This is a genomic window from Pseudomonas boreofloridensis (assembly GCF_030580795.1).
Lineage (GTDB): Bacteria > Pseudomonadota > Gammaproteobacteria > Pseudomonadales > Pseudomonadaceae > Aquipseudomonas > Aquipseudomonas boreofloridensis.
In genome coordinates this window covers 1-601 of sequence record NZ_JAUQOQ010000048.1, presented here as the reverse complement: position 1 = coordinate 601, position 601 = coordinate 1, and the positions used below count along the sequence as shown (strand labels likewise).

Sequence of the window (601 nt, the reverse complement as noted above, 5' to 3'; positions counted from 1 at the left end):
CTGCTGTGGACCCAGGACGCCTACGGCCTGGGCGCCGAAGACGTGGTCTTGCAGAAAACCCCGTTCAGCTTCGATGTGTCGGTGTGGGAGTTCTTCTGGCCGTTGCAGACCGGTGCGCAACTGGTCATGGCCCGTCCTGGCGGCCACCGCGACCCGCAATACCTGCGTCAGGTGATCGCCGAGCGCAGCGTGACCACACTGCACTTCGTGCCCTCCATGCTCGACGTGTTCCTGGCCTTCGGCGACGCCGAACCCGCGCAGCTCAAGCGCGTGCTGTGCAGTGGCGAGGCGCTGCCGGGCAGCCTGGTGCGGCGCTTCAAGGCGCAACTGCCGAGTGTCGAGCTGCACAACCTGTACGGCCCGACCGAGGCGGCGGTGGACGTCAGCGCCTGGCACTGCGCCGAGCCGCTGGCGCAGACGCCGGACAACACGCCGATCGGCAAGCCCATCGCCAACACCACGCTGTATGTGCTCGATGCGCAAGGTCAGCCGGTACCGCAAGGCGTGGCCGGCGAGCTGTACATCGGTGGCGTGCAGGTCGCCCGTGGCTACCTGAACCGCGATGATCTGAGCGCTGAGCGCTTCATCGATGACCCGTTCG

At 67.2% G+C, this 601-nt stretch carries 1 protein-coding gene; it reads left to right on the top strand.

Annotated elements, in window-relative coordinates:
- A partial coding sequence (locus Q6A47_RS22895; protein WP_304485469.1) for an AMP-binding protein occupies window positions 1-601 on the top strand: 601 nt, incomplete at both ends.